General features: G+C 39.1%; 25 protein-coding genes. 17 read left to right on the top strand and 8 right to left on the bottom strand.

Annotated elements, in window-relative coordinates:
* The first annotated feature begins 4 nt into the window (after window positions 1-4).
* From walK to ACEYV4_RS00630, 5 genes are all read left to right on the top strand, one after another.
* Entirely contained in the window at window positions 5-1,885 is a 1,881-nt protein-coding gene (gene walK, locus ACEYV4_RS00650) for a cell wall metabolism sensor histidine kinase WalK (protein WP_373841517.1), read from the top strand.
* Entirely contained in the window at window positions 1,860-3,155 is a 1,296-nt protein-coding gene (locus ACEYV4_RS00645; protein ID WP_373841516.1) for a YycH family regulatory protein, read from the top strand. Before walK ends, ACEYV4_RS00645 begins: the two co-directional genes overlap by 26 nt.
* Window positions 3,156-3,169: 14 nt before the next feature.
* Window positions 3,170-4,009: a two-component system regulatory protein YycI gene (locus tag ACEYV4_RS00640; protein WP_373841515.1), complete on the top strand. Its 840-nt coding sequence runs from the start codon at window positions 3,170-3,172 to the stop codon at window positions 4,007-4,009.
* A gap of 13 nt (window positions 4,010-4,022) precedes the next feature.
* The gene (locus ACEYV4_RS00635; protein ID WP_373841514.1) at window positions 4,023-4,829 is read left to right on the top strand and encodes an MBL fold metallo-hydrolase; all 807 of its coding nucleotides are present in this window, start codon (window positions 4,023-4,025) and stop codon (window positions 4,827-4,829) included.
* 83 nt (window positions 4,830-4,912) lie between these two features.
* The gene (locus ACEYV4_RS00630) at window positions 4,913-6,148 is read left to right on the top strand and encodes a S1C family serine protease (RefSeq protein WP_373841513.1); all 1,236 of its coding nucleotides are present in this window, start codon (window positions 4,913-4,915) and stop codon (window positions 6,146-6,148) included.
* Window positions 6,149-6,402: 254 nt separating this feature from the next.
* On the opposite strand, the gene ACEYV4_RS00625 is transcribed toward ACEYV4_RS00630, so the two are convergent.
* Together ACEYV4_RS00625 and ACEYV4_RS00620 are read right to left on the bottom strand one after the other, a co-directional pair.
* A complete protein-coding gene (locus tag ACEYV4_RS00625; RefSeq protein WP_133441165.1) occupies window positions 6,403-6,903 on the bottom strand; it encodes an O-acetyl-ADP-ribose deacetylase in 501 nt (166 codons plus the stop codon).
* A gap of 44 nt (window positions 6,904-6,947) precedes the next feature.
* Window positions 6,948-7,574, bottom strand: a complete 627-nt coding sequence (locus tag ACEYV4_RS00620) for a helix-turn-helix domain-containing protein (RefSeq protein WP_133441166.1) — start codon at window positions 7,572-7,574, stop codon at window positions 6,948-6,950.
* A gap of 142 nt (window positions 7,575-7,716) precedes the next feature.
* On the opposite strand from ACEYV4_RS00620, the gene ACEYV4_RS00615 reads away from it, so the two are divergent.
* The 4 genes from ACEYV4_RS00615 (at window position 7,717) to ACEYV4_RS00600 (ending at window position 11,492) form a co-directional block, all read left to right on the top strand.
* Entirely contained in the window at window positions 7,717-8,025 is a 309-nt protein-coding gene (locus ACEYV4_RS00615) for a hypothetical protein (RefSeq protein ID WP_133441167.1), read from the top strand.
* Window positions 8,026-8,966: 941 nt separating this feature from the next.
* Window positions 8,967-9,812, top strand: a complete 846-nt coding sequence (locus ACEYV4_RS00610; RefSeq protein ID WP_133441168.1) for an SDR family NAD(P)-dependent oxidoreductase — start codon at window positions 8,967-8,969, stop codon at window positions 9,810-9,812.
* A gap of 205 nt (window positions 9,813-10,017) precedes the next feature.
* Window positions 10,018-10,497, top strand: a complete 480-nt coding sequence (rlmH, locus tag ACEYV4_RS00605; protein WP_133441169.1) for a 23S rRNA (pseudouridine(1915)-N(3))-methyltransferase RlmH — start codon at window positions 10,018-10,020, stop codon at window positions 10,495-10,497.
* 65 nt (window positions 10,498-10,562) lie between these two features.
* Complete coding sequence (locus ACEYV4_RS00600; protein ID WP_133441170.1) at window positions 10,563-11,492, top strand: nucleoside hydrolase; 930 nt, start codon at window positions 10,563-10,565, stop codon at window positions 11,490-11,492.
* A gap of 79 nt (window positions 11,493-11,571) precedes the next feature.
* Here the strand turns inward: ACEYV4_RS00600 and ACEYV4_RS00595 are convergent, their stop codons facing one another.
* From ACEYV4_RS00595 to ACEYV4_RS00585, 3 genes are all read right to left on the bottom strand, one after another.
* A complete protein-coding gene (locus tag ACEYV4_RS00595; protein WP_133441171.1) occupies window positions 11,572-11,757 on the bottom strand; it encodes a hypothetical protein in 186 nt (61 codons plus the stop codon).
* Between the two features lie 1,147 nt (window positions 11,758-12,904).
* The gene (locus tag ACEYV4_RS00590; protein ID WP_133441172.1) at window positions 12,905-13,405 is read right to left on the bottom strand and encodes a DUF805 domain-containing protein; all 501 of its coding nucleotides are present in this window, start codon (window positions 13,403-13,405) and stop codon (window positions 12,905-12,907) included.
* Window positions 13,406-13,813: 408 nt separating this feature from the next.
* Complete coding sequence (locus ACEYV4_RS00585) at window positions 13,814-14,185, bottom strand: helix-turn-helix domain-containing protein (RefSeq protein ID WP_133441173.1); 372 nt, start codon at window positions 14,183-14,185, stop codon at window positions 13,814-13,816.
* Between the two features lie 497 nt (window positions 14,186-14,682).
* Here ACEYV4_RS00585 and ACEYV4_RS00580 point away from each other — a divergent pair, with 497 nt between their 5' ends.
* Both ACEYV4_RS00580 and ACEYV4_RS00575 read left to right on the top strand, forming a co-directional pair.
* On the top strand, window positions 14,683-15,687 hold the full coding sequence (locus ACEYV4_RS00580) for a D-2-hydroxyacid dehydrogenase (RefSeq protein WP_133441174.1): 1,005 nt from the start codon (window positions 14,683-14,685) through the stop codon (window positions 15,685-15,687).
* Between the two features lie 164 nt (window positions 15,688-15,851).
* Window positions 15,852-16,529, top strand: coding sequence for a class I SAM-dependent methyltransferase (locus ACEYV4_RS00575; protein WP_133441175.1), 678 nt, complete (start codon window positions 15,852-15,854; stop codon window positions 16,527-16,529).
* 79 nt (window positions 16,530-16,608) lie between these two features.
* Here ACEYV4_RS00575 and ACEYV4_RS00570 read toward each other — a convergent pair whose 3' ends face one another.
* The 3 genes from ACEYV4_RS00570 to ACEYV4_RS00560 form a co-directional block, all read right to left on the bottom strand.
* Window positions 16,609-17,232: an NAD(P)H-hydrate epimerase gene (locus ACEYV4_RS00570; RefSeq protein WP_373841512.1), complete on the bottom strand. Its 624-nt coding sequence runs from the start codon at window positions 17,230-17,232 to the stop codon at window positions 16,609-16,611.
* Window positions 17,233-17,347: 115 nt separating this feature from the next.
* Window positions 17,348-18,637: an APC family permease gene (locus ACEYV4_RS00565; protein ID WP_373841569.1), complete on the bottom strand. Its 1,290-nt coding sequence runs from the start codon at window positions 18,635-18,637 to the stop codon at window positions 17,348-17,350.
* A gap of 18 nt (window positions 18,638-18,655) precedes the next feature.
* Complete coding sequence (locus tag ACEYV4_RS00560; protein ID WP_133441177.1) at window positions 18,656-19,333, bottom strand: HXXEE domain-containing protein; 678 nt, start codon at window positions 19,331-19,333, stop codon at window positions 18,656-18,658.
* A gap of 171 nt (window positions 19,334-19,504) precedes the next feature.
* Between ACEYV4_RS00560 and ACEYV4_RS00555 the strand changes: the two genes are divergently transcribed.
* The 6 genes from ACEYV4_RS00555 (at window position 19,505) to ACEYV4_RS00530 (ending at window position 24,627) form a co-directional block, all read left to right on the top strand.
* Window positions 19,505-20,017, top strand: coding sequence for a type 1 glutamine amidotransferase domain-containing protein (locus tag ACEYV4_RS00555; protein ID WP_133441178.1), 513 nt, complete (start codon window positions 19,505-19,507; stop codon window positions 20,015-20,017).
* Window positions 20,018-20,113: 96 nt separating this feature from the next.
* The gene (locus tag ACEYV4_RS00550; RefSeq protein WP_133441179.1) at window positions 20,114-20,815 is read left to right on the top strand and encodes a CPBP family intramembrane glutamic endopeptidase; all 702 of its coding nucleotides are present in this window, start codon (window positions 20,114-20,116) and stop codon (window positions 20,813-20,815) included.
* Between the two features lie 117 nt (window positions 20,816-20,932).
* Entirely contained in the window at window positions 20,933-21,907 is a 975-nt protein-coding gene (locus tag ACEYV4_RS00545) for an LCP family protein (protein WP_133441180.1), read from the top strand.
* 171 nt (window positions 21,908-22,078) lie between these two features.
* Window positions 22,079-23,071, top strand: a complete 993-nt coding sequence (gene galE / locus ACEYV4_RS00540; RefSeq protein WP_133441181.1) for a UDP-glucose 4-epimerase GalE — start codon at window positions 22,079-22,081, stop codon at window positions 23,069-23,071.
* 72 nt (window positions 23,072-23,143) lie between these two features.
* Window positions 23,144-23,965, top strand: coding sequence for a YveK family protein (locus tag ACEYV4_RS00535; RefSeq protein ID WP_373841511.1), 822 nt, complete (start codon window positions 23,144-23,146; stop codon window positions 23,963-23,965).
* A gap of 32 nt (window positions 23,966-23,997) precedes the next feature.
* Complete coding sequence (locus tag ACEYV4_RS00530) at window positions 23,998-24,627, top strand: CpsD/CapB family tyrosine-protein kinase (RefSeq protein WP_373841510.1); 630 nt, start codon at window positions 23,998-24,000, stop codon at window positions 24,625-24,627.
* Window positions 24,628-24,904: the final 277 nt, after the last annotated feature.

Genomic DNA, 24,904 nt, shown 5'->3' with positions numbered 1-24,904 from the left:
AGTTGTGAACAGCAAATTAAAATTTTATCAATCGATTCGTTTTAAAATCGCCCTCGTATTCGCGTTAATGTTGATGTTAACGCTGGAATGTGTTGGGGCGGCTTTTGTACGTCAGTTGGAACATCAGAATTTAAATACTTTTAAGCAATCAATTGAGTTGCCATCCTACGTAGACAACTCACTAAGTACTCAGTTGACTCGTTCCAATACCGGCAAAGCTAACCACCAGATTCGCCAAATCCTTTCGGAAGTCAATAACAATAATATTTCTGAGATTCGGGTTATTGACAACAAGGGAACGATCAGGGGAACCAGCAATGCCAATAATCGAGGAACGGTTGGCCAAAAGTCGACTGATCAAGCCGTCAAAGCGACGTTAATGAATAACCGGTCACATTCAGAGAATATTTATGACAGTGCCAACCATACTCGTTATTATATCAATGTGGTTCCACTAGTTGACAACAGTAATAATAATGTGATCGGTGCGGTATACTTACGGGCTAGTCTAGAGACGGTCTATTCCAACATCAATAGCATTACGTTGATTTACCTCTCCGCGGCTTTGATTACCATTGTCATTGGGTTAATCCTCGCAATTATTATTTCCCAGGAAATAACCCGACCAATTGAAGAAATGCGTAAACAGGCTTTACGCATTGCCCGTGGTGACTTTTCTGGTCAAGTGCGAGTCTTAGGCAATGATGAGCTGGGCCAGCTTGCTGGGGCAGTCAACAATCTGTCCGTGCGGGTGGAAGAAGCTCAAGAATCGACCGACTCTGAACGACGGCGGCTGGACAGTGTCCTTTCCCATATGTCTGATGGCGTTTTAGCAACCGATCGACGGGGAAATGTCACAATCGTCAATAATATGACTCTTCAATTATTGGGAGTGGACCATGAGGACGACCTGATTGGCAAGTCGATCATTGATGTTCTCAATATTCGCCATGACTATACAGTGCGTCAATTGGTTAATACCGAGCAGCGTGAAATGATCATTGATATGTCCAATGAGGGTAATAATTTGATCCTAAAGGCCTACTTTTCACCGATCCAGCGTGAATCTGGTTTTGTTTCCGGTTTGGTCTGTGTTCTGCATGATGTTACCAGCCAAGAGAAGGAAGAGCGAGAACGAAAGCAATTTGTTTCTAACGTTTCGCACGAGTTGCGAACACCGCTAACAAGTGTACATTCTTACGTTGAAGCCCTGAGCGACGGAGCCTGGAAAGACAAGCAGGTTGCACCGAAGTTCTTAAAAGTTATTCAGGGAGAAACCGACCGGATGATCCGGATGATCAATGACCTTCTTAGCCTATCACGGATGGATGCCGGGACGACCAAGCTTAATCTTGAGTACGTCAACATTAAAGAGCTACTGAATTATATTTTGAACCGGTTCGATATGATCATCAAAAAAGAAGAGGACGATGGTGAGACGACTAAGAAGAAGTACACTATTGAACGGCATTTTACTAAGAAAGATCTTTGGGTTGAAATTGATACTGATAAGTTTACCCAGGTAATTGATAATATTATGAATAACGCAATCAAGTACTCACCTGATGGCGGGATTATTACCGTTCGCCTATTAGAAACTCATAATCATGTCATTATGAGTATTGCCGACCAAGGCCTAGGTATTCCTCGTAAGGACTTAGGACGGATCTTTGACCGGTTCTTCCGAGTAGATAAGGCACGCAGTCGTAAGCAGGGCGGTACCGGATTAGGACTTGCCATTTCTAAGGAAGTTATTAACATGCTCGGTGGCCAAATTTGGGTTGACAGTGTTGAGGGTCATGGTTCAACCTTCTATATCTCGTTGCCATACGTGCCATATGAAGAGGAGGATGATTGGGATGATGATCAAGAAGCTAAGAGCTAACTGGTTATCAATTGCACTGACCATTGTTGTATTAGTCAGTCTCCTTTTGTCGGGAATTGTTTGGACTAATCCCTTTCAATCCGATTATTTTCATCGGGAGAATGGTACAAACAATCAGCAGTTGGCTGCTCAGTCGATTGGTGATGTTTATTTGCCAACAATGATTGTTAGGACGAATAATGATGGTGATCAACAGCTTCTTTATAGCCAACATAAGGATCTAATTTATCAAGCCAAAGAAAAATTAGCTAGTTGGCAACTGGGGCGGACCAGCACCGTTAAGACCAACAACAGCGATGTTTATCTTAGCTACCTGCGTCACCATGATTCATTAATGTTAAGCTATCCAGATAACATTCCGGGGACGGTTTTTAATGAAACTTTTAAGCAATCGGTTGACATCAGCCGGGTTAAACGAATTAACCATATTGTGATTCCCCTAGATGGGTCGCGGGAGCTTTATTTACTCAGTGACTATCACTATGGTGTTTATCGAGTTCGGATTGCTAAAGGTGATCCCCAAAAAATAGTAACGAATATGCATGGCCTGACGCCGATCAATGTTGACCACCGCATTGTTAATGGCCATGCAGTGATGGTTTATCTTCATTCTTTTGCCTTGCCGAGGCTGGCATACCAAATTAGTGACCAGAAAATTAGTAGTCTCAGTGCTAACCTGATGAGTACTACCCAACATGCTAACTTCACTACTCACCAGGATGGTAACCATGTTGTCTACACGGACGGTACTAACCGTCATTTGGTTTATGACTCTGCTCGCGGAACCGTAAACTATGAGAATGAAGTTGGCCGGTCTAACGAAAATAATATTAATCAACTGTATTCACATTTTTATCATGCTTTGACAAAGACAGGGATGCCTTTGAATAATGTTCGGTTTGACGAGGTTACGAATCATGGTCGGACAATTACCTATCGTAGTTATGTGGAAGGCTTCCCGATTATTAATGATGATAACTATGGTGGAGCCAAGCTTCAAGCTGATGCTAATGGGGTAGAACGTTACTTAATGAGTCTTTACACTGTTCAAGTACCATTACCTTTGGACGGTTCGACCGTTAGATTACCATCAACCAACAGTGTCCTTAATCAATTGCATAATAGTAGTCATTTTAGAGACATTACTGATTTACGGGTTGGCTATGAATGGAAAACCGAACCGACAAACCACCAAACGGTTAAGATGGAGCCAACATACTTTGCTAAGTATCATGGTAAGTGGGTTAATTACACCGCACTCTTAAAGTAGGGAGGAGGCAAATAATGAACTTTAAACGTATTCAATGGATCTTTTTATTTGCTTTCTTGATTTTTGACTTGATTGTAGCGGGATCACTCTTCTTTCAAAACCGTTTTACGATTGCTAACAGTAGTTCTCACCAAACAACGATGGTTATTAAGGAAATGAAGACTGATGCTATTAGCTGCAAACCTCTATCTAATCATCAACATTTGGGATATTATTTTGCAGGTAGTCGTTCTGGAGATAATGGAGAGCTAGACTCACAAGCTGCCAAGTTACGCGACCAAAGTTATCATTTTAACTCTGATGAGTTAGTTAGTAGCTTTGATGATCCGATAAAGGTTGATCGTCATCATCCAACCAAGCGCCTAGCACGTTTGGTTAATAACTCCCACCTGATTGCTTTAGGAAATAGATATCATTATGATGCTCAGTTATCTGATCATGAGACGATAGTTTACACTCAACAGTTGGCTCATCGACCACTCGAATCAGTGGATGGTCAGTTACGATTTCACCTTAATAACAATGGTGCAGTAACTGGTTATACGCAGACTTACTTGGAAAATCGACGAATATTGCGACCACAAGCTCCAATTATTAGCCAGCAACACGCGGTAACTTGGCTTTATAAGCATAATCTAATTCCTAATAACTCCCAAGTTCGTTGGGCAAAGCTGACTTACACAAAATTATTAGTCACTAATAGTCATGACCAGGCCGTCTATATTCCAACCTGGGTCGTTGAGGTAAAGGCTAAAAACGCCGACACGGTTCAACGTCTGCGGGTAAATGCCTTTAATAGTACGTTGATGAAGAGCAGTCCAGACAATGTCAATATAAGTTCAATCGAAAAATAAGAGGTAGTTTAACGTGAGTAAAGATGATTTTTTACGTTATAGTATTTTGGCTAGTGGAAGCACGGGAAATGTTACCTATTTAGAAACTGCCCATCATCGCATCCTAATCGATGCAGGTTTAAGTGGTAAGCGGATTGAAAAATTAATGAATAAGATTGGGCGAACTCTGAAAGATGTTGAGGCAGTCTTCGTTACCCATGAACATAGTGACCATAGTCATGGAGTGGGCGTCTTAGCTCGTCGTTATGGGATGGATGTCTATGCGAATGCTGGTACCTGGAAGGCCATGGCCAAGCGGGTTGGTAAGATTCCCGTAGCGCAAAAACATCTTCTGGCGCCAGGACACGTTGCTGACCTTGGTGACATGGAAGTAGAAAGCTTTGCGGTTTCCCATGACGCCGCTGAACCGCAATTTTACCAAGTCCACCATGATAACAAGACTTTTTGTATTCTGACTGATACCGGTTATGTCTCAGATCGGGTAGCAGGGACTATTAAGAATGCTGATGCCTACCTGATGGAATGCAACCATGATACTGAAATGTTACGAATGGGCCCTTATTCTTGGCCTCTTAAGCAGCGGATTTTAAGTGACGAAGGGCACCTGTCCAATGAGGAAGGGGCCGATGCCTTAATGAATGTGGTTGGCCCACGAACCAAAGAGATCTTTCTTGGTCACCGAAGTCAGCATAATAATATGCGATCGTTAGCTCATTTAACCGTGGCAAGCCTGATGGAACAACACGATTTTGGTGTCGGTCATGATTTCCGGCTTGATGATGCAGAACCAGCAACGCCTAGCAAATTGCTCACCCTATAAAAATAAAAATAAAGATAATTTAAATTCAATATTTCTTCATAATTAGCTCGTATGGTGAAGAAAAAAGAACTGGGGGAATTGGAATGAGGAATGAGAATCAAGGAACGCCACGACGAACTAACCGTTTCTGGGTTAAAGTTGCTGGCGTGGGACTCATCGCAGGTTTAATCGGTGGGGGAATTGCCATTGGAATTGGTGGTGCTATTCAACATCATGAGGCTGTTGTTAGTACCCGGGTACCAAGTGGTTCTAACCGGGCTGGTGGCACTAAGGTGAACAAGAACAAGGCAGACCTAAATGGTGAGGCCACGAGAGCCTATAATTCTGTTCAGGGAGCCGTGGTTAGCGTAATCAACAAACAGAATGTTCAGCAAGATAATGGTATTCTGGGAATGTTTGGCCCTACCCAGGGTGATAATAGTTCTTCTTCGAGTTCTAATGGTAAACTTGAAACAGCCAGTGAAGGTTCCGGAGTGATTTACAAGAAGAGTGGAAATGCGGCCTACATTGTTACCAATAACCACGTGGTAAAAGGGTCCAGTGCTCTTCAAGTAATCATGAGTAATGGTCGCAAGGTCGATGCTCAATTGGTCGGTACTGATGCTGCCACTGATTTGGCTGTGTTGAAAATTAATTCGGCGAATGTTACTACGGTAGCTGGATTTGGTAACTCCAATTCAATTACTGCCGGTCAAGATGTCCTGGCTATCGGTTCACCGATGGGCAGTGAATACGCGAATACCGTTACTAAAGGAATTGTTTCTGCTAAAAACCGAACTCTGAAAGCCGGGACTGATGGAACATTGACGTCGGTTATCCAGACCGATGCGGCAATCAACTCTGGTAACTCCGGTGGCCCATTGATTAATATGGCTGGTCAGGTCATTGGAATTAACTCGATGAAACTGTCTTCTGATAACCAGGGTTCTTCGATTGAAGGGATGGGCTTTGCCATTCCAAGTAACGAAGTTACTAGAGTTATTAATCAGATCGTTAAGCACGGTCGAGTAATCAGACCCAGACTTGGAATCCTGTACACTGATCTTGCAAATATTTCTGCTAAACAGCGGCAAAGTGTTCTTAAGTTGCCGAAAAACGTTAATCAGGGATCAGTGATCATGGATGTTAAACCTGGCTCAGCGGCTCAAAAAGCTGGCCTTAAGAAGTACGATGTGATCACTAAGATGGCTGGTCAGCAGATCCACGGTTTAGCACAGTTGCGAGATATCCTGTATGCTCATAAGATTGGCCAGCGAATCTCAATCACCTATTACCAAGGTGGTCACGTTCACCAGACAACCGTGAAATTAGTTCCATAAATACAATAATTGGATAAAATTAAAAGGCCTTACTTTTTCAAGTAAGGCCTTTTTGCTGTCTAAATTCAATTTAATTTAACGATGAACGGTAATCTCCATTGCGAAAATGCCGAAGATCCCGACGATGATCTCAATGATCATCATAACTTCCATTGCTTTAGATGATTTAAATAGTTTCATCATAGTAATCACCCGTTAAAATCAAGCTTTTACAATGATTAGAGTATAACGAAGCCAAGATATGATGTAAAGGATTAATGTTGCTGGGCAGCATGAACGTATGCTCGGTAGGTATTGTCATCAAAGCAGACCATTGTTACCGTTAACTGTATAGGGAACTGTTTGATAACATTAACAGTAATTTTAGCAGCTTTACCTAGTGGATAGCCATAGACTCCAGTACTTATGGATGGAAAAGCTATGGTCTTACAGTGATAGTTAACGGCTTGTTGTAAACTGTTACGGTAACAGTTACTTAACAGTTTGGGTTCGCGATGATTACCACCGTGCCAGATGGGTCCAACAGTATGGATAATGTACTTCGCTGGTAGGTTGAAACCAGACGTTACCTTAGCTTTACCCGTTGGACAACCGTGAAGTTTCTTACATGCAGCATTTAACTGCTGCATTCCGGCAGCCCGATGAATTGCACCATCGACACCGCCACCGCCGGCAAGTCGTTCATTAGCCGCATTAACGATTGCGTCAACGTGAACTTTGGTGATGTCGCCTTTGATGATTTTTAGTTGTGCCATTATGAAACCTTCTTTAATTTAGTGACCTTCACGTATAATTTTAGTTACTTTTTTGATTTAAAGTAATTTGTTGGCACAAACATGATGATTAGCTGATAAAATGTTCCTAACTGCGGAACAAATAACAATAATGCGACCCAACTACTTAGGCCAATATCGTGATTACGTCGAGCAACTAGACAATAGAGAACAATTTCGATCAACGTCATAATAACAAATACAATCGCGAATCCAACCAACGTCATTATTAGTTCGTCATAATTAACAGTATTTTCAGCTTGTAATTTAAAATCTTTAGCTAATAAGAACGGGTCTAAAATAAATACAACTAAGAAACTAATGATGGTCATCGGTACCATGATATACATATATTCTTTACGAGAAGCTTTGCCTTTTAGTCTGAATATATTTTTGAAGAACTTAATCCAGGCTTGTTTACACGTAATGTTATCATTATCACTTTTAACCTTAACATTTGACACTTCTAGTAACTCGTCTGTTGATACGTTATATAAGTGACTTAACGTTTTTAGAATCTCAAAACTAGGTTCACTACGACCGTTTTCCCAGTTTGAGATCGTCTTTCTAGAAACGTGGAGCTTTTGGGCTAACTGTTGCTGAGTAAGGTGATGAGCCTTTCGATATTTATATAACGTCTTGGATAATTTCATTGATTATTATGCCTTCTCAATGAATATATTATCAGACTAAGCCCCATTAATTAAGCGTTGTAGGTCATGTCCCAGAATTAGAGCTTGGCAGAGACAGCGTCTTTAGGTATTCTAAAATTACTTATTTTGAGGAGATGGAGATATGCCAATTTCATTTAGAACCTTTTTGTTAATCTTTGGAATTAGTTGTTTAATCTGGGCTGGAATTAGTGCCCGAATTAAACAGAAAATGAGTTATCGAGAAATCATCATTAGATATGGATTGATTATATTATTACTATTCATGACACCTATGATTGATAATCTTTTGGATCAGAAGATTAGTATTATTATTGATTATCTCGTTGTAATGGCCGTCTTTATTGGTGATGATATTTATCATATCCATCAAGTCAAAGTTTTAAAAAATAAGATAAATTCCGATGAACGGATTGAACGTATAAATCACTAAATATTTAGAAAGTGGAGATGAGGCTATATGCCTATGTCGTTTAGAATTGTTGTAAGTGTTGTATGTGTTGTTGCTCTTTTTTATCTTCTAATTCATAATTATATGAAACATAAAATGAATTTGCCGGAGTTTATAATTACTTTCTTATTCTTTATCGGGTTGTTTATAGTTAGTCCGATTCTAAATAACTTTTTAAGTTATGATAATTCGATTATTGTTATGCTCATTATTTATGGTGTTGGGATTTCTTGCGAAGCTCTATATAATCAACATCGGATTAAGGTATTAACACGTAAAATTAGATTGATTAAAGCAGATAAGTAAATAATATAAAGTAATGTAATGATTGAGATGAAAAAATTCTTAGTAGTAGTCATAAGTATCTTAATTTTAATGGGTATATCTGTAGATGTATCAGCTCACCGGAATCAACATGCATCACATCGTACTCAAATTGTTCGTTTATATCGTCATGCTTATTATGAATTGAGACACCATCATTCGTATAAGAGTTCGTTTCGTAAGCTTTATCAGACTGAATATAAATATCATTATCCATATACATTTCGGCCTAAAGCTCATCATAGATGGAATTGTTACTTTTTCTTTAAGACCTATTAGTGTTGCATAATATTAATTAATACTTAAAGTAAGATTTCTTTTTATCCAGCTCATCTTAAAAATCAACACACATTACCTGTACTATGACAATCTTACGGGTTGACAATTTTGCTACTCTATAGTTGTTAAAAGTATGAGCTATACCAGTTTTGATCTTTTACAAGCCTAATCAGGCCCGGTCCTGATCAGGCTATCTTTTCACCTACCTATGTGTTGAAATAGTATTAATTATCATAAAAATAAACATGATAAACTACTGATACCGATTTACTGCGTAAGTTTGCTACCATAGAATCATAAGATAATAAAGGGATGATTCTATGAAAAAGCAAACGTGGTTAGTTACCGGTTGTCACACCGGCTTTGGTAAAAATCTAGCCATTTTTCTGGCTCAACATAAAGACGTTAATTTAGTTGCGACCGCTCGTAAACCGGAAAGTCAATTAAACTTTTTAGATCAATACGATCATGGCCAAATTAAGAAAGCTAAATTAGACGTTACTAAGCATGATCAAGTTGTCAGCACCGTTAAGTTGGTTAAACAAGCTTTTGGTGGCGTTGATGTCTTAGTCAACAACGCTGGTTTAGGTTACTTCGGAACCTTCGAAGAAAGTAACTGGAAAGAAGCTCACTATATCTTTGACGTTGACGTATGGGGCTTATGTGATATGACCCGGAACGTCTTACCAATGATGCGTGCCCAAAAGCATGGGACCATCGTTAACTTTTCGTCAATCTGTGGGTTGACCGGCTTCTTGTCATGTGCTTACTATGACGGTGCCAAACACGCTGTAGAAGGCATTACCAAGACGCTTGCTAAAGAAGTTAAACATCTGGGTATTAAATGTTTATTAATCGAACCAAGTGGCTTCAGAACCGATTGGGGTGGCCGTTCATCCGAAAAGACGGTTACGAAATTCGCTGATTATAAACCAGTTGAACAGGCCATTAATTATATGAAAGAACACGGTTCAGATAATACTCCTGGTGACCCAATGCGTGCCGCTAAGATCATTTATGATCAGGTTACAAATCATTGGGATACTTTACCTTTACATATGCCATTAGGTAAAGCCGCTTCGGATGAAGCCATCGCTGAAATGGAGAATAATTTAAAGGAATTCAAACAGACCCGTAAGACTTCAATCTCTGCGGATCATCGTTAAAATATGTCATGTGTTAGACTTTACAGGTAACAATCTGTAGAGCCTCTTTATTTTGTTAAATTGTGGATAACCGTAACAGTCAGTTGTTGAAAGTGTTGAGTAACACGCCCCATTAGTAGGTAGGACGTAACACTTAACCACAAAATGTTGTAGTTATCCACAGGGCCTGTGGATAACTCACAGTTGTTAGGGGATAACTAACAGAATGAACATTAAAATGATTTCCGTCGGCAAGCTTAAATTCAAGTGGTTTAAACAGGGTGTTGCCGAATACAAAAAACGTTGTTCACGTTTCTGTAACTTCAAGACCGTGATCGTTAAGTCAGAGCCGGAACCTGAACCGTTAAGTAAGGGTCAAGCTGAACAGATCATGGATAAAGAAGGCACCCGAATCCTTAAGAAGATCAAACCGAAAGAGTACGTGTTTGCCTTAGCCATCAAGGGTAAGCAACTAACATCAGTGCAATTTGCTCATGAAATTCAACGTTTAGCTACCTATGGTCACCCAGATATAACTTTTGTGATCGGTGGTTCGTTAGGTTTAGCTTCAAAAGTGTTGAAACGTTCTGATGCCCAAATCTCGTTTGGTAAATTTACCTATCCGCACGAATTGATGCGGACAGTCCTGGCGGAACAGATTTACCGAGCTTTTATGATTAATTCAGGAACACCATATAATAAGTAAATCGGTAGTGCTAAAAGCTAAAAATTGATATACTGAACATATAATTTGCAAAAGAGGGTTTCATAATGCGGAATGTATATTTTAATCATGATGGTAATGTCGACGATCTAGATTCATTAATCCTGTTTCTAGAAATGCCTAACATTAACATCTTAGGGATCAGTGCAATTGGTGCCGACTCGTTCGTAACACCGGCCGTTGCTGCTTCCCGAAAGTTAGTTGACTATTTAGGTAAGGGTCGTAAGATCTCAGTTGCTCAGTCGAACTCCCGTCCGGCTCACGAATTTCCAAAGTTATGGCGTATGAACGCCTATACTTTTAATGACTTTCCAGTCTTAAATGAACATGGTCACACGCCTAAAGCACCTTTGGCTAAGAAGCCGGCTCATTTAGATATCATTGATAAAGTTAAGGCTTCCGATAAGAAAGTTACCTTAGTTATGACCGGTCCGTTATCCGATTTAGCTCGAGCTTTAAAGGTTGAACCATCAATTCAGGATAAGATTGAAAAAGTCTACTGGATGGGCGGTACCATGGATAACAAAGGTAACGTCGTTGAACCCGAAGCTGACGGCACTCAGGAATGGAACGCATACTGGGATCCGGAAGCTGTTAAGGTCGTTTATGATTCTAAGTTACCGTTAGTCCAGGTTGGTCTTAACAGTACTAAACAGGTTCCGTTATCACAGAAGGTCCGTGATCACTGGGCTAGCTTGTGTAAGTATCCAGCCGAAAACTTGATTGGTCTAGGCTATGCCATGATGCATCCGTTTGGCACGGGTTACTACCTATGGGATGTCTTAACGATGATCATCAGTTATTTCCCAGAAATTGCGAAGTCCAAGCAGATCAAAGCTGACGTCATCACGACGGGTGCTGCTGCTGGACGTACTTACGAAACTAAGAACGGCCGTCCGGTTACCTTAATTACCGATGTTGACGCTAAAGGCTTCTACGACCGTATCGATCAATTATGCAAGAATTCTGCTAAATAATTAACAGTTAACATTTAACAAAAAAAACCAGTTCGATTGAATAATCGAACTGGTTTTTAATTTGGTTTAAAGATTTAAATTATTTGGCCTGTTTCTTGGCGACAGCCTGAATTAGCTTACCAGTCTTAACAAATCGTTTGCCTAACTTGGCAACTTCTTTTTGGTCTAAGTCGGATAAGAACTTCTGGTTAGCTAAGTAGAAGTTTAAATCGTCCATGGCGTCGTTCATTTCGTTTAAATAGTTTTTTTGTTCTGATTTTTCCATAATTAATCTCGCTTTCTGATTTGATTACTGGTTACTAAAATAACGCGAATTTGGGTAAAAAGAAAGACGCTATTTCAAGTAGCGCCATTCTTTTTAGGTAACTTAGTCACGTTAGATGCAACATGATATAGCAACCTGTCTATTACTTGCATCTTTAAAGTATAACTATTAAGTAAATTAGTCAAGTGATATTATTACTAATGGTGCGGTTAAATCCACTATTAAAGGTGGTGACGCAACATGATAATCGACATAACCTGTTTATTACTTGCTATTTGTGTGTTGTTATTGATTATTCACATCATATAAACATAATTTAGTTACGTTTTTAGAATAATCCCTTATGATCGCATTAGCCGTAGACTTAATTATCTACGGCTTTTTATTAAGAAAATAATAAAAAGAAAGACGCTTCAATTTTTGAAGCGTCCATCTTTTACGTTTCGGGTTATCGTCCCGCAACACCTCATAAATATTTGCTACTCGCGTTTGTACCTACATAATATCATGGATATACCAACATCAGTAATAAATTTAAGAAAAAATAAAGGCGCTTACTTCAGCGCCTTTATTGACGAAGCAATACTTCTGATATTATCCCTAAATACATATTATCACATCAACATCATTTATTTTGTTTGTATACTCGATACCCCAACACAATCGCAACAATCACAAGGATTCCGAATACATACCATTGAATAGCTGCTAAAAAATCCCAAATGTAAGTTAGTATCACTAATCCAATAATGAAGCCGATGAACCATTTAAGTAATTGAAAAATACGCGTGTCCTCCTGAGTAGGGTGGCTAAGATCTACAGCGTTTTAAGTTTAACATGCGCAAGGGGTTCTATCAGTCGTAATACTATCGAGGATACAAAAATAAAGGCGCTTCAAAATTTTGAAGCGTCCATCTTTTTGTCTCAGGTTATCGTCCCGCGACACCTCATAAATATTTGTTACTAGTATTTGAAACGCTATTTACAGTTACAGCATTCAGGAGTGCCGTAACTGCCTTATTAAAGGCTCTTCGTGATTTGATTGAAGCATTAAAGCGTAAGAAACATCGTTGTATGATTGATTATACAACCGATACGTCAACATATGTTATTCTAATACACCATACAAAAATATAAAATTGTTGAATTACTTATGAGTAAATTTTGCTAATGCATTTGACGGTAATAATTCAAATATGAAAGCGACAATATCAACAATAAACGCAACACTTTCTAAGAAAGAACTATTACTGAACCAAATGACAATGCTGGCAGCTAATAGTACAATACTGACCCAGATTGGTAAGCCTAAATCGTTAAAGCGACGAACTTCTAAACTCCATCGGGGCAATAATGAAGCTAAGCGCCAAATTAACCATAAGCCACCGGCAATTCCAAAACGAATGAATAATTTAGGGCTTGATACTGTGTCGGCATGTTCAATAACTTTCAAGAAAGTACTGCCAGTAAGAGCGATAGTTAATATCAGAAAACACAAGTTAATAATCAAATTCCACAATTGCCACCACCAGTATTCTGAACGAGTACTACTATGTGTAAAATCAGCATAGTGGGTCCAGAATAATTTAAAGGCGTGGGTCATTGAACACCAGCCCTGTCCAGTTGGATTAACTTTCTTTAAATTCATAAAACTACTTCCTTAATTTCCAATTTAGGTATTATGGTAGCAAAGTCCTAATTAATATGTAAAGCCTAGTTTTATAATGACATCATAAATCCACAAATAACTAATACAATCAGGATTAACATATGGAATTAATCTCCTTAATTAGTATGTTTCGCAATTGCTTTAATTCCGTGAAATAGAGCCCAGAAAAATAGCCAGGACACTAAAATAACGGCAATTCTATCACTGTAATAAGCCGTAGGCCCGAATGATTTGAGGGTTAAATGGGTTTTATTTATGTCGAGTGATATATGGCTAGTATGACTAGCCACGTTATTAATTACAGCTAAAGCTAAAGAAATGAGTGCGATCCAATGAATTTCGCACCACGTTAGTAGTTTATCTAACACTATTAATCACCGATTCTAATTAGAAAAAGCTATGAATAACACTACCGAAGACGATTAATAGAATAACTGCAATCCACCAGTAATGAATTAAGAACTCATAAATATTCATGTTCTTAGCGTTTCTCACGTATCGATTTTTAATTGGATCATAAATGAATTTGGAGCTGTCGATCTTCGTGTTAGTAGACATCGATTGACCTAAAACAAGGTTGTCTAAGGTAATGTTAAAGATACTAGCTAATCTTACTAAGCTTTTGATATCAGGAGAGGCTTCTCCGGCTTCCCATTTAGATACAGCTTGTCTAGTGACGTGGACTTGTTGTGCCAAGCCTTCCTGGGATAAACCACGTTGTTGTCGATATGATTTTAATTGTTTTGGAAATTCAATCATTGTATTTTCTCCTCATGAATTAATTTTTACAATTCTCAATATCACTCACTTATAGCTACAATTCAAGCAACTATTTGTGGAATGGAACGTTTATTTACGGTAATTATTAGTGACATTTAGTAAATACTTGTTGATTTAATAGGCGTTATCAGGTTGCGAAAGAAATTTACTAATTATTGGGCAAGAGCTAACAATTATAAAAATAAAAGATAATATTATTGACTAAATTTGTCTAATACGATATTCTACAAATAAACCGAAATGATTAAGCTGAAAATTCATAACATTTTCGAGGCCTGCTAATTACTAGTAGGTCTCTTTTCGTATAATTATAAGGATTTTAGCCACCCACAGAATATCGACATATCAGATACGATTTATGGATAGAAATATCGTGTCCAACATGGATATGATATAAAGTGACATGTCGGAGAATAGTAGATAATAAATGTTAATAGCGCCATTAACACTCCATCAGAAGTACTGGAGGCTTTATTATGACAAAGATTATCGCGTATGCCGTCCGTCAGGATGAAATGCCCTATTTCAAAAAATGGGTTAACAATAACCCAGATGTTCAGGTTAAGTTGACGCCTAAGCTTTTGACCGATGAAACCGTAAAAATGGCCAAAGGCTTCGATGGTGTCGATGCTTATCAGCAGAAACCATACACGACTTCAATTTTAGATAAGTTGGGCAGCTATGGGATTAAGTCATTGTCGATTCGAAACGTTGGTGTCGACAACGTTGATTTCAAGGCTCTTAAGAAGAACGGGATTAAGTTAACTAACGTTCCGGCATACTCACCGCAAGCCATCGCTGAATTAGCCATGACTGATCTTCTGCGTTTAATTCGTCACATTAAGATCTTTGAACGTCAAGAAGCCCATGGTAACTTACACTGGGCTCCAAACATCGCTGATGAATTAGATAAGATGACGGTTGGTGTCATCGGTACCGGCCACATCGGCCGCATCGTCGTGCGAATCTTACGTGATGGCTTTCATGCCCACGTCATTGCGTATGATCCATATCCTAACCCACAGTTACAAAAGGAAGGCCTTTATGTTAAGTCCCTTGATGACCTTTGCAAACAAGCTGATGCGATCACGATTCATGCTCCAGCTATGAAATCTAACTACCACATGATTGGTGATAAGCAGTTCTCAGAAATGAAAAAGGGCGTTTACTTTATTAATGAAGCCCGTGGTTCATTACTGGATACCGATGCGTTAATCAGAGCTTTGGACAGCGGTAAGGTTCAGGGAGCCGCGTTGGATGTCTATGAAAATGAAGTCGGCGTCTTTAATAAAGACTTCGGTAGCTTTAACGCCATTCCAGATAAGCGTTTAAAGAACTTAATGAAACGTGATAATGTAGTTGTCACTCCACATATTGCCTTCTACACCCGCAATGCCGTTAAGAACATGGTTGGTTTCTCAATGGATTCCAACAAGACCTTAATTAAAACGGGTAAGTCTAAACGATTAGTTAAGTATTAATCGTTGATTTAAGAGTTAAACCTAATCTTAAATGACCTCGTTCGGCGAGAAACACTCCGGCTGAACGAGGTCATTTTGGTTCCTGTTAAATCGCAATGGCACCGGGGTTGCTTCTGACTTATAATTAAATTGTAATTATTGAAGATTTGGAAGGTAATTGAAATATGAAAAAATTGTTGCGGTACGGTGTCGACGCTCCAGTTATTACCTGGACATCCGTTATCTTAGGAATTATTTTGATTTTATTTGATTATGATTTTTCCTGGCTGTTAGGGATCTTACTGTTACTGTTAGCTGTTATCATCATGGCCTATACGATCCGTAAGTACACCTGGGTTCAAAACATTATTCGTCACTTGGATCTACGGACGGCTTCGAAAATCTTAGATGTCGGTACTGGTAAAGATTTCTTCCTAACGCATGTTACTAAGGCTGCTGGACCGGTTGCTTTTGTGACTGGGATCGAAAGCAAGAATCAGTACGTAATTAACAAGGCTCGTAAGAACGCCAAGAAGGAACACGTTAATAATCGAATCAACGTCATTCACGGGGACGTTCGACATTTACCGTTTCCAAACGATTCGTTCAATTTAATTACCGCGATGGACACCAAGGACAGCTTTATGGACGACCGTGATACCGAAGATGTTCATCAAATCTATCACGAAATTATTCGAGTTCTTAAACAATACGGTAGTTTCGTTCTGGTAAGTAACCAGAAGAACGTTAACCGAATCTACAACTATCTTGATACCTTAGATGGGATTCAGGTTAAACGATCCCACACCACCAGCAAGTTCGATATTCTTCACTGGGGTGAACTGACTTTGAAAAAAGAATAATTAATTATAATAAATTAAAAAGAGTCCCGATATTGAATAATTAATATCGGGACTCTTTTTATTTTGGGATGACTACTCATTAACAGTAGATACCAATATCATTAACGATTAATTTACCAATGTATGGCTTAGCTTCGGGCTTCACCATGCCATTCTTAGCGTAGGCAAAGGTAGATGTTAAGTCAGCTTTAACACTAACACCCATGACTTTACCGGTACTACCGTTTAAGCCAGATGGGATGTCAATCGCTTGAACTCTGGCTGGAGCCTGGTTGACCTTCTTGATGAAGTCAACGTAATTACCGGCAACCGGACGAGAAAGTCCCGTTCCGAAAATAGCGTCAATAATTACGGTGTACTTCTTCCAGTCAACGTTCTTTGGGTCGACGACTGGAACATGGTAGTACTTACAAGTATGTAACTGAGTCTGGTGTTCATCAGAGTAATGCTTAGGATTACCTAATAATAGGATATCAACGTGAACGCCCTTAACAGCTAACAATCGAGCAACGGCTAAACCATCACCACCATTGTTGCCAGAACCGGCGACAACTAAGACGTGATTCAAGTTCCAGTTCGTGTGCCATAAATTATCGGCAGCTTTCAAAGCGGCACGTTCCATTAATACTAAACCGGGGATGCCGACTTCTTTTTGAGTCTTTAAATCAGCCTGCTGAGCTTGTTTTACAGAAATTGTCTTCATTATTCTCACCTTCAAGATGTTATCCAGCTTTAACGTATCGCCAAGTGAAAAGATTGTAAAAAGAAAGGCCTCGTGATTTACAAATCACGAGACCAAACTAATTAAGATTAATTAACTATATTTTATGACGATATTCGCGGGTAATGAAGTAGAACGGAACAGCAATTACTAATGCACCAAGGCCCCACAGTAGTTCTTCAACGTTGGTTTCAACCAATAACCATGCGGACACGGCTAACGCAATGATTGGAATTGTGTAGCCCAGTGGTAACTTAAAGGCTCGTTTTGCTTTTGGCATCGTTTTCCGGAAGACCATCACAGCGATACAGGTTGGGATGTATTGAGCAAATCTTGAAACAGCACTAATCTGAGCTAACTTGGTAAAAGTCCCGGAGTAAGCTAACAGTAACGTTAGAACCGTGCAAACAATGATTGAAACGTATGGTGCGTTCCAACGGTTTCGTTTGGCGAACGACTTCGGCATAATGCCGTGATCAGATAACGCAATCATTGAACGGGGTGTAATAAACGTGGCTGCGACCCCGATTCCACCAATTGATAGAATCGATCCAATGGCGATGATGGCACCGCCCCAGTGACCAATTGCGGTGTCCATGGTGGATTGTAACGGGACGGAAGTGTTAGCTAACTTAGTGCCCATAACACCAACACAGGCAACCATCACTAGGACGTAAATTAACGTAACGACACCTAGAACGATCAAGATTGCACGAGGTAAGTTTTTCTTAACGTTGTTCATTTCACCAGCTGATACGACTAGTCCTTCAACACCGGTAAAGATGTAGAAGAGCGTAATGGCCGTGTTGGAGAAGTTATGCATGGTCGTTAATTTGGTGATGAAGAACGGGTGGAAGTTAGCGGGATGCAAGAAAGCTAGACCAACCACAATTACTAACAGGATGGGTACCAGCTTACCAACCGTAACGACGTTATTAAGGACGGACGAAACCCTGATTCCAGCAATATTAATGGCCATCAAGAAGACACCCATAATTGTAACGATGACGTCATGCGCAAACGGCGAATTTAAAGCAGGAAAGAAACCGCCTAGTGCCGTGGCAAAAGCCATATACATAGTAGCTTCAGCGATAATCCTGATTACCCAAGCTGCGATCCCAACTTCGTAACCGAAAAAGTTACCGAATGCCTGGCGAGCGTAAATATAAGCGCCACCAGTTTCACTAAATAATCCGGAACATTCAGCAAAGCACATTCCAATCGTGCAAGCCAGAAATGCATCGACAAACAAGACTAGAATGCTGGCCGGACCAAACGACTTCATGCCGAAATTTGGTAACAGGAAGATCCCAGAACCAATGATGGCATTAATTCCTAGTAATACAATGCTCCAAAAGCCTAATTTTTCTTTGTTAATGTTAATCAGTCCTAACAGTTTTAACAGTTATAACGTCCCAACCTTATGATGAGTAGTTGGGTGTTCTTTAATGTTTTTAACGTAACGTGCAATTTGGTTAACGGTAAATGGATACTTAGGTGCAGGTGTAGCTAAAACCTTGGCACCGAGCCACCTAAAGATAATCATGTATAAGATAATCGGGTAGATTAAGCCAACTGTTGCACTAATAATGCTGATCTTACCAGCGTTAATAGCAAACGCCATGTAGATTATGCCACACGGTAGGAAGCCCATTAAAGCGGTTAGGATGCCACCACTCATTGTAGAGTGAGTCTTGTGTGGGTAGTAAACCAAATGGAGCAGAAATTCGATGAAGCCCCAAAAGATCGCACCCAAGATTGCCCAGTTCCATTCAGGTTCGAATGCTGGTAACAACCATAGAATAATCATAAATAGGTAGTTACAGATGATCGCCGATAATTGATTGAATGGGTATACCAACGGTGCTTGCCGGTTATGATACAACGCAACGTTTAAGGTTCCAGGCATCGTTCCTGAATGACCGTATTCTTCAAATAGATGTGCGTTCATAAAGGCAAACTCAAAGAGGATTACCCGTTGCTGAAAATCAAAACTACCTTTCTGGGTAATAATAAGGATAACCATTAGAACGGCAATTAATGCGTTTAGGTCGTACCAGTGGTTAATGATTAGTTTTTTCATGTCGAATTTTTAGCCTTCCCAATCGTCTTTTACCATTATTATATATGATTTTGTTATCTTTAACAGTCGAATCGAGATGTGAACGGGCTTATTAAAAGTAAGCCTTTTTGGTTGCGTAAAAATCATGGTCTCCTGTAGAATGAAAGTAGACATTATTAAGGAGTGATTGATATGAGTAAAGTTGCTGCACTCGTAACTAATCAGTTTGAAGATTCAGAATTAACGTCACCACGCAAGGCATTGGAAGATGCCGGTAACAGTGTTGACGTTATCGAAAAGAAAGCTGGTGCCACCATCGTTGGTGAACACGGTACTAAAGCCAAGGTCGATAAGTCCATCGATGATGTTAAACCAAGCGATTATGATGCCTTACTCTTACCAGGTGGCTTTTCACCTGATCAATTAAGGGTCGACGATCGTTTCGTTAACTTCGTTAAGGCATTCTTAATGTCTAACAAACCAGTCTTTGCTATCTGCCATGGTCCACAGTTCTTTATGCAGACAGGTTTAGCTAATCAGTTAACTCTGACTGCTTATACCACGATTCGAACTGACTTATTCTATGCTGGTGCTCGTGTTAAGGATCAGGCATTAGTGGTTGATAAGAAGCATAATTTATACACTAGCCGAACACCTGCTGACTTAGATAAGTTTAATCCAGCCATCGTTAACGCATTAAAATAAATTCGCGTTTGGTGCTGAAAATAAAAATAAGTTAGAATTAAAAGCGTTGAAGTTATTTCAGCGCTTTTATTTTATATAATTTGAGAGGGTCTATACATGAAGCACGTATCAACCAATGTTTTAGAGTGGATTCATAATTACGTACCTAAAATTATCGTTTTACTACTACTATATCTAATGGTCGGTTTTGTCCAGTTACCGATTCGTTTTATAAATGATAACGCCAGCGTTTTACACAACACCGTCTACGTCATCATTTACTTTGTCTCATTCATCGTTGCCATCTTAATTGCTCGGAAAGTCTATTTAGATCACACCCATCACCCGATCCGTAAAGTCACTAAGCAGGATTTGTGGCTAATCATTAAAGTCTATGCTTTAGCCCTAGTAGTTGAATTTATTTTAAATTACCTTAATTACAAGTTGAACGGTCAACTTTCAAGTAAAAATAACGATGTGATTATGCAGTTATTGGAACGTAATCGAACCGTTCTGATTATTATGACCATCAGTATGGTCTGCCTGTCACCAATCCTAGAGGAATTCGTTTTCCGTGGTTACATCATGGATGCGTTCTTCGGTCCAAAACGATTGTGGTGGCCGATGATCGTTAGTGGGTTGGTCTTTGCCAGTGGTCATTTGACGTCGACCTGGATTAGCTTTGCCGTGTACGTTTCGTTAGGGATGTTCCTAGGATATGTTTATAAACGTAGTAACAATATCCGAGCATCGATGCTGATGCACGCCTTGAATAACTTTTTGTCGGTGATTCCGTTGCTGATTATGATTCTGCGATAACAATAATCCTTGAAATGCTTTCAAGTGTGATAAACTACTAATATTGAGAGGAAATTTATTTATATTTAAACTAACTATCGAGATTAAAAATAAGATATTTAAGGAGAAATCAGCACTATGTCAAAGCATCGTAATTCTCAACACGTTATGGGAATTCATAAGAAAAGGATTCGTCATCGTCGACACCGCCATATATTTACTAAATTGATCTTTAGCGTGATTGGTTTAGTGATTCTTTTTTATGTTGCGATTGCTTTAATTAACGGTTATTCCTTTCAACATAATAGCTATTCCAGTCAGGGAGTAACCAGAAATACGGCAACCCGGCTTCGTTTTTCACAACCTGTTAATATTCTCATTATGGGAACTGATACTGGAGCAATTCATCGAACCGAACGGTATGGTCGGACGGATGAAATTATGATGAATACCTTGAGTCCTGAAAGACGAACGATGCGAGTAACTAGCGTACCTCGTGATTCATTAGTTTGGCTCGATGGCCATGATGCTAAGATTAATTCGGCATATGAATTTAAGGGCGCACCGTTTACCCAGAATTACATTCATTTATGGTTGAATGTGCCGATAAATGGTTACATGTTGATTAATCTAGGTGGCCTTGAACATCTAACGACCGATGTCGGTGGGGTTCGTGTGAATCCTCCGCTATCATTTAAGTATGGATCACTTCACGTGAAAAAGAATCACCCAGTTCGAATAAAAGGTAGTAAAGTCAGGGAATACTGCCAGATGCGTTATGATGATCCAAAAGGCGATTATGGTCGTCAATTACGTCAACGCCAAGTCTTATTTCAGTTAATCCATCAGGTTACTACCGTTCACAATTTAATTTTTCACCCAACGTTAGCTAAAAAACTTACTAAGTATGTAAAGACGAATTTATCTTTACAAGATTTAGCCAATTTAGCTCTGCGTTATCGTGGGACTCGTGATCATGAAATCTCGACGCATTATCAAGGTTACAGTAAACAGATTAGTGGTCAGGATTACCAAGTCTTATCTAATCATGAAATTGATCAACAAGCGAAGCAGATTAATCAATTGCTACAAGTAATTAGTAAATCATCCTAAATTATGATTATTAAGGTCGCTTTTATATGTAAAGTGGCCTTTTTTGTTTCTTTTGAATACTAAGTATTACTAATAGTTATAAGCTGGACGGTAAACATTTTTAGTAAAATATATTACAATTATTATTAAGGATTTAAGTCAATAATTAAAACGGATTTAGGAGAAATGTTGATGACAACTATTTTAGTTACCGGAGGAGCCGGGTACATTGGTTCCCATACTGTTGATCGTTTAATTCATCATGGCTTTGACGTCGTCGTGGTGGATAATTTAATGACGGGGCATCGTCAAGCTATTAATTCAAAAGCCCGTTTTTATCAGGGTGATATCCGTGATCAGGATTTCTTAAATCAAGTCTTTGATAGGGAATCAATTGCCGGTGTAATTCATTTTGCTTCCGTGTCGATCGTTCCTGAATCAATGAAAAATCCCTTGAAGTATTTTGATGATAATGTCAAAGGTACCATTACTTTATTGGAAGTAATGCATAAGCATCATGTTAAACGGATTGTCTTCTCATCATCAGCTGCGACTTATGGTGAACCGAAACGAATTCCGATTAAAGAAACGGATCCGCAAATTCCTACTAATCCGTATGGTGAAACCAAGTTAATGATGGAAAAGATTATGCAGTGGTCCGATCAGGCTTACGGGATTCATTTCATCGCGCTCCGTTACTTTAACGTGGGTGGTGCCAAGCTCGATGGTAGTATTGGTGAAGACCATAGCCCAGAGACCCATTTGATTCCAATTATCTTGCAAGTTGCTTTGGGTAAACGATCGAAGCTCCAGATCTTTGGAGATGATTACCCAACGAAAGACGGAACTAACGTTCGAGATTACGTTCACGTTCTCGATTTAGCGGATGCCCATATCTTGGCTATGAAGCGATTACTAAACGGTGGTCATTCAGATTTCTTTAATTTAGGTTCATCAACCGGCTTTTCAAATCTCCAGATGTTAAAAGCTGCCCGTGACGTGACTGGTAAACCGATTCCAGCAGAAATGGCACCCCGTCGTCCTGGTGATCCAAGTACATTGATTGCCGACTCAACTAAGGCTCGAAAGGTCTTAGGATGGTCACCGAAATATGATGACGTTCATAAAATTATCGGTAGTGCCTGGCGTTGGGCTCGAAAGCACCCGAATGGTTACGATAAGTAGAGTGTGATTTCGCATAATTCACGGTAAATTAACAATAATGATAATTTAATTTTGAATCGATGGTGAACCTATTTGAATAATAATTTTGACTTAAGTGATGTATTCCAGGAAGTCCGTAAATTTCTTGGAATCCTTAAAAATCATATCAAAACGATTATTCTCACGACAATCTTAACGGTGGCTGTATTTTCAATTGCACTCTTTTTTGTGATCAAACCTCAATACCAAGCATCTACTCAAATGATTGTTGATCAGAAAGTAAGCAAAAGTATTCGAGAAAATCAGATTCAGGCCTTGCAACAGGCAGATTCTCAGTTAGTCAATACTTATAAAAGTATTATTACGAGTCCAACCGTTAGTTCTCGGGTTCAAAAACGTTTGGGAAATGGTAAATTAGTAAAGAGTGCTCAAGTTAGTGTAGATACCCAACCCAATTCACAGGTATTTAACATTAGCGTTAAATCGTCTAACCCGTTTGTAGCAGCCCAAGTTAGTAACGAAACGGCAAAAGTTTTTAAAAGCCGTTTAAAGCATTTTATGGGAGCTAATACCGCTAGCGTAATCGCAAAAGCTGCTCCCAATCCAGCACCAGTCTTTCCAAAACGATCGATTGGATTATTGTTAGGACTTGTCGTTGGAGTAATGTTAGGAATTGCCCTAGCACTATTTGAAGAATTCGGTGCTAAATATATCACCAGTATGGATTACGTAACCAATAATTTAGAATTAACCAATTTAGGTGAAGTGAACGACATTAACTTAAAAAAGATCCGGAGAAATGCTCAAATCATTAAGAAGCATTCAAGACACGTAGATAACGGCAATCAGAGAGAGGATGAACAAAAAAGAGTTGGAATCGATTCCATATTTTTGGACATCATCAACGTCAATTGAATGATCGTACTAATCGATATGGTACATATTTGGTGACTCATGATTATCCTAATTCAACTGTTGCTGAACAGTTCCGCACGGTTCGAATTAATCTGGCCTTTTCTTCGGCACATACGATCTTGATTACGTCTGATTCACAGAATGAGGGAAAATCAACCGTTAGTTCTAATTTAGCAATCGTTTGTGCCCAAGAGGGGAAACACGTTTGTTTAGTTGATTGTGATATGCGGCAACCATCCGTTGCTAAAATTTTTAGTCTTGATAATCAATACGGTTTATCAACATTCTTATCAAAGCAAAACCAATCGTTAATTCAGAAGACCCACATCAAAAATTTAGATGTTGTCACTAGTGGGCCGATTCCACCAGATCCATCTGAATTGTTAGCTAGTAATCAAATGAATAAGTTAATTCAGATGTTAAAGAAGAAGTATGATATCGTAATCTTTGATACTCCACCGGTAAATTCAGTTTCTGACACATCAATTCTAGCTTCGAAAGTTGATGGCGTCGTGATCGTAATTCCGCAAAACGTTGCTGTTAAATTTCATGTTCAGTCAGAGATTAAGCAATTAAAGAAGGTCCATGCCCATATTTTAGGTGCCATCATGAATCATGTAACAAATCATACATTTAATGGTTATTATTACTACTATTATTAATAGAAGAATAAGTTTTTTAATTTGAGTAATTAACGCAAGATAAAATTTAAGTAAATGGGTTGAATCCCAAGTGCTAGATAAAAGAGTGAGTAATAAATGGTAATGAAAAAATATGATTTTTTAGACCATATTGGAAATGTAGTGACCCCATTTTATTGGACAATTAAATTTGTTCAATAAAGTGAGGTCATTTTTTATGTATAGTTTTGACTTTGACACTAAAGCAAATGCAGTTAAAGCCTATTTGTCGGGAATAGGTTCAACTACGTTGAACCAT

Origin of the sequence: Limosilactobacillus sp., from assembly GCF_041859915.1 — a bacterium.
Taxonomy (GTDB): domain Bacteria; phylum Bacillota; class Bacilli; order Lactobacillales; family Lactobacillaceae; genus Limosilactobacillus.
The sequence above is the reverse complement of the archived record's forward strand: the minus strand, read 5'-3'. Positions and strand labels throughout refer to the sequence as shown.